Consider the following 4,232-nt stretch of genomic DNA (forward strand, 5'->3'; position numbering starts at 1 on the left):
CAACTGGAGCCGGTGGCCCGCCGCGAGGGCGAGCGGCAGCAGCACCGCGAGGATCACCAGGAGCGGTCCGCCCACCGCCCAGTCGCGCCCGTTGAGGCTGCCCACGGTCCACAGGAACACGCCGCCCGCCGTCGCCTGGTTCTGGCGCGACAGCACGAGGTCGCTCACCGCGCCGACGAACGTCGAGACGCCGATGCCCGTGACGAGCAGCCGGTACCCGGCGGCCCCGGCACCGCCCGCGCACAGCACGACGAGCACGGCCGCCGCCGCCGCGCCGAGCGGCCCGAGCCACCAGGCGCCGAGCATCCCGGTCGTCGACCCGGCGACCGAGGCCACCACGGCGGCCGTCGCGCCCTCGTTGACGCCGACGAGGTCGGGTGTGGCGAGCCGGTTGCCCGCGAGTGTCTGCGTGAGGCACCCCGCGACCCCGAGCGCGGCCCCGACGAGCAGCCCCACGACGATCCGCGGCAGCCGGAACTCCCGCACCACCATGGTGCTCGCCGCGTCCCCCGCCCCGAAGAGCCCCCGCAGGCTCTCCCCGGCGCTCATGCCGGTCGAGCTGGCGAGCACGGCGAGGCACACGACGGCGAGGAGAACGGGCGCGAGACACAACGCGAGGAGGAGGGAACGGCGGGGGAGGAGCCAGGAGAGGGCACCGGTGCGCAGAACCGTGCTGTCGGGCGGGGTGAGGGGGATGCCGGTGGGGGGAGGGGAGGTGTCGCCGGTGTCCCGCTCCGGCCGGGCGGGGTCGTACGCGCTCATGCCGCCCCCGCCGTCGACAGGCGCGGCGAGCGCGCGATCCAGACGAGCAGCGGGCCCCCGACGAAGGCGAGGAGCACGCTCACCGGGGTCTCCCAGGGGCGGATCACCAGGCGGGCGAGGAGGTCGGCGAAGAGCAGGACGTTGACGGCGAAGAGCGCCGACAGGACGAGCTGCGCCGTGAGCCGGGGACCCGTCAGGGCGCGGGCCGCGTACGGGGCGAGGAGGCCGAGGAAGGCGATCGGGCCCGCGAGGGCCACCGCACAGCCGGTAAGCAGCGAGACCGCGGCGGCAACCGCGAGCCGTACGCGCCCCGGATGGTGTCCGAGCGCCCGCGCCGTGTCGTCCCCGAGGCCGAGCGCCGAGAGGGGACGCGCGCACAGCAACGCGCCCGCGAGACCGAGCGCGGCGAGCGGGGCGAGCAGCGCGAAATCGCCGAGTCTCACCCCGGCGAGCGAGCCGATCGTCCAGTAACGGTACGTGTCGAAGGTCGACTGCGTGCCGAGCAGTACGTACGCCGTGAGGCCGTGGAACGTCGCGCCGAGCGCCGAACCGGTGAGCACGAGCCGCAGCGGCGAACCCGCCGTGCGCCCGCTCGCCGCGAGCAGCAGCACGATCGCGCTCGCCACCGTGCCCCCGAGCAGCGCGCACACCATGAGCCCGCCCGCCGAACCGACCCCGCCCCACGTCAGCCCGAGGACGACGGCGAAGGCGGCACCGGAGTTGACGCCGAGAAGACCCGTCTCAGCGAGCGGATTGCGGGTAGCGGCCTGGAGCAGGCAGCCCGAGACACCGAGGCAGCAGCCGACCACGAGCGCCGCGAGCGTGCGCGGGAGGCGTACGTCGCGCACCGCGAGCCGCACCTGTGCGTCGGCCCGTGCCGCCGGATCGCCCGTGAGGTAGTCCCAGGCGCGGCCCGGGCCCGTCGCGCCCGTACCGAACAGGAGCGACAGCAGCCCGAGCACGAGGACAAGAACGAGAAGTCCCGCCGCGCTCCACCGGACCACCGATGCGCGGCCCGTGAGCGGCGCGGTGCGCCGGCCGGGGAGAGCCGGACGCCCTTGCGTAATGAACATGAGGTTAGCCTAACCTAAGTAACGCGCCGTCCGGTGGGCGGTGCGCCGGGCTGCTCGCTGCCCGAAAACCCTCCGCACGCAGGGAGAACGGCGTTCCTCGCCCCCCTCGTCCCCGCTGCGGTGCTCCCCCCGTCCCCCTTTCACGGAGAACTCGATCCATGGCACACCGCCCGTCCGCCCCTCGCCCCTCCACCCGCCGCACGACCGTGCTCGCGGCACTGCTCGCCGGGGCCGGTCTGCTCACCGCGACCGCCTGTTCGGGCGACGACTCCTCCGACGCGGCCGGCGCGGCCACCACGGACAAGAGCACCGTCAGCGTCACCGACGCCACCGGCGCGGCGGTGAAGATACCCGCCCACCCGCAGCGCGTCGTCGTGCTCAGCGAGATGGACCTCGACTCCGCGCTCACCCTCGGCATCGCACCGGTCGGCCTCACCGCCGCACGCGGCCAGAAGGGCGCCCCCGGCTACCTCGCCGACAAGGCCGCGAAGATCCCCCTCGTCGGCACCGTGACCGGCCCCGACATCGAGAAGGTCGTCGCCGCCCAGCCCGACGTCATCCTCGCCGGACAACTCGCCGACACCCAGGTGCTCGCACAGCTCAGAAAGGTCGCCCCCACCCTCGTCACGATCGGGAAGGACAAGGACTGGAAGTCCTCACTCACCCTCACCGGCAAGGCCCTCGGCAAGAGCAACGAGGCGAAGAAGTTCCTCGCCCGGTACGACGAGAAGGCCGCCGCGCTCAAGAAGGACCTCGGCACCCGCGCGGGCAGCGAGGTCTCCGTCGCCCGCTACTCCGCCAAGGGCACCGCCGTCATGCAGCAGGGCGTCTTCGTCTCCGACGTCCTCAAGGACCTCGGATTCACCCGGCCCGGCATCCAGGCGAAGCAGGGCGAGGGCCACTCGACGCCGATCAGCAACGAGAACCTCAAGGAGATCGACGGCGACTGGCTCTTCATCGGCACCCTCGACCCCACGAGCGAGTCCGGACTGCTCAAGCAACTCCAGGCCGAACCCGCCTACCGGAGCCTGAAGGCCGTCGAGGACAAGCACGCCACCGTCGTCGACGGCTCGAAGTGGACCAGCCTCGGCGGCGCCCAGGCCGCCACGTCCGTCCTCGCCGACATCCGGGCGGCGATGGTCAAGTGAACCCCTCAGAAGGAGAGTTCGCGGGGAGCACCGTCTTCGTCACCGGCGCGGCGCACGGGATCGGCGCCTCGGTCGTGGCGGCCTTCGTACGGGAGGGAGCGCGCGTCTTCGCGACGGACGCCGACGCGGACGGGCTCCACGCCCTCGCCGCCCGCCGCCCGGGCGCGATCACCGCGCACCCCCTCGACGTCACCGACGCGGCGGCCGTCGAAACGGCGGTCGCGCGCGCCGAGGACAGCCACGGCCCCCTCGACGTCGTCGCCTGCGTCGCGGGCATCCTGCGCACGAGCCCCGTCACCGCACTCACCGACGCCGACTGGTCCGCGAGCCTCGCCGTCAACACCACCGGCGTCTTCCACGTCACCCGCGCCGCCGCCCGCCGCATGACCCCGCGCGGCCGGGGCACCCTCGTCACCGTCGCGTCCAACGCGGCCGGCGTCCCGCGCGCCGGAATGGCCGCCTACGCCGCGTCGAAGGCCGCGACCGTGATGTACATGAAGTGCCTCGGCCTCGAACTCGCCCCGCACCACATCCGCTGCAACACCGTCTCGCCCGGCTCCACACTCACGGCCATGCAGCGCGCCATGTGGGGCGAGGACCAGGAAGCGGGCGCCCGCCGCGTCCTCGACGGCGACCCCGCCGCCTTCCGCACCGGCATCCCCCTCGGCCGCATCGCCGAACCCGCCGACATCGCGGACGCCGTCACCTTCCTCGCCTCGGAGCGCGCACGCCACATCACGATGCACGACCTGTACGTGGACGGAGGCGCGACCTTGCGCGCGTAAGACGCCGCGACGGCCCGTGCACGAGGCGACCTGCGCACGAGCCGTCGCGGCAGGTGCGCCGAAACGCGGCGCCACGCGCGTGAGTCGCCGCGTACGAGATGCCGCCCGTCCCCCCCACACACGGCACCCCCATCCCCAGGAGGCCCCCCATGACCGCCCCCCTGCACGAACCCCTCACCCGCACCCCGGAACCCCCCGCCGCCGTCCCCGGCGGCGCGACCGCGCTGCTCGACGCCTACCGCCCGGGCGACCGCTTCCTCGCCACGCCCGGGCGCACCCTGCTCGGCTCGGGGACCGCCGCCGAGATACCCCACGCACCGGCCGTCCCCCTCGGCGAGCGCGTCCGCCGGGTGCTCGACGCGCGGCGCGCCGCCGGAGACCCCGCACCCGTCGTCATCGGCTGCCTCCCCTTCCTCCCCGACGCCCCTCCCGCGCTCGCCGTCCCCGCCCGGCTGCGCCGCGGA

The 4,232-nt window shown here is 74.5% G+C and carries 4 protein-coding genes and 1 pseudogene; 3 read left to right on the forward strand and 2 right to left on the reverse strand.

Annotation, left to right across the window (positions count from 1 at the left end):
* Together G3I42_RS31745 and G3I42_RS31750 are read right to left on the reverse strand one after the other, a co-directional pair.
* Positions 1–762: iron chelate uptake ABC transporter family permease subunit (locus G3I42_RS31745; protein ID WP_203607617.1), on the reverse strand; the 762-nt coding region annotated here is incomplete at its 3' end.
* Entirely contained in the window at positions 759–1,766 is a 1,008-nt protein-coding gene (locus G3I42_RS31750) for an iron ABC transporter permease (protein WP_164291146.1), read from the reverse strand. The genes G3I42_RS31750 and G3I42_RS31745, both read right to left, overlap by 4 nt.
* Before the next feature lie 227 nt (positions 1,767–1,993).
* Between G3I42_RS31750 and G3I42_RS31755 the strand changes: the two genes are divergently transcribed.
* The 3 genes and pseudogenes from G3I42_RS31755 to G3I42_RS31765 form a co-directional block, all read left to right on the forward strand.
* On the forward strand, positions 1,994–2,983 hold the full coding sequence (locus tag G3I42_RS31755; protein WP_164291143.1) for an iron-siderophore ABC transporter substrate-binding protein: 990 nt from the start codon (positions 1,994–1,996) through the stop codon (positions 2,981–2,983).
* Positions 2,980–3,768: a 2,3-dihydro-2,3-dihydroxybenzoate dehydrogenase gene (locus tag G3I42_RS31760; RefSeq protein WP_164291144.1), complete on the forward strand. Its 789-nt coding sequence runs from the start codon at positions 2,980–2,982 to the stop codon at positions 3,766–3,768. Before G3I42_RS31755 ends, G3I42_RS31760 begins: the two co-directional genes overlap by 4 nt.
* A gap of 149 nt (positions 3,769–3,917) precedes the next feature.
* Positions 3,918–4,232 (forward strand): annotated as a pseudogene (locus G3I42_RS31765) (isochorismate synthase); the annotation flags it as partial.

It is taken from the genome of Streptomyces sp. SID11385 (genome assembly GCF_010548245.1).
Lineage (GTDB): Bacteria > Actinomycetota > Actinomycetes > Streptomycetales > Streptomycetaceae > Streptomyces.

Excerpts from the sequence above, each read along its gene's own strand:
- G3I42_RS31755 (WP_164291143.1), top strand. The coding sequence starts at position 1,994 with ATGGCACACCGCCCGTCCGCCCCTCGCCCCTCCACCCGCCGCACGACC.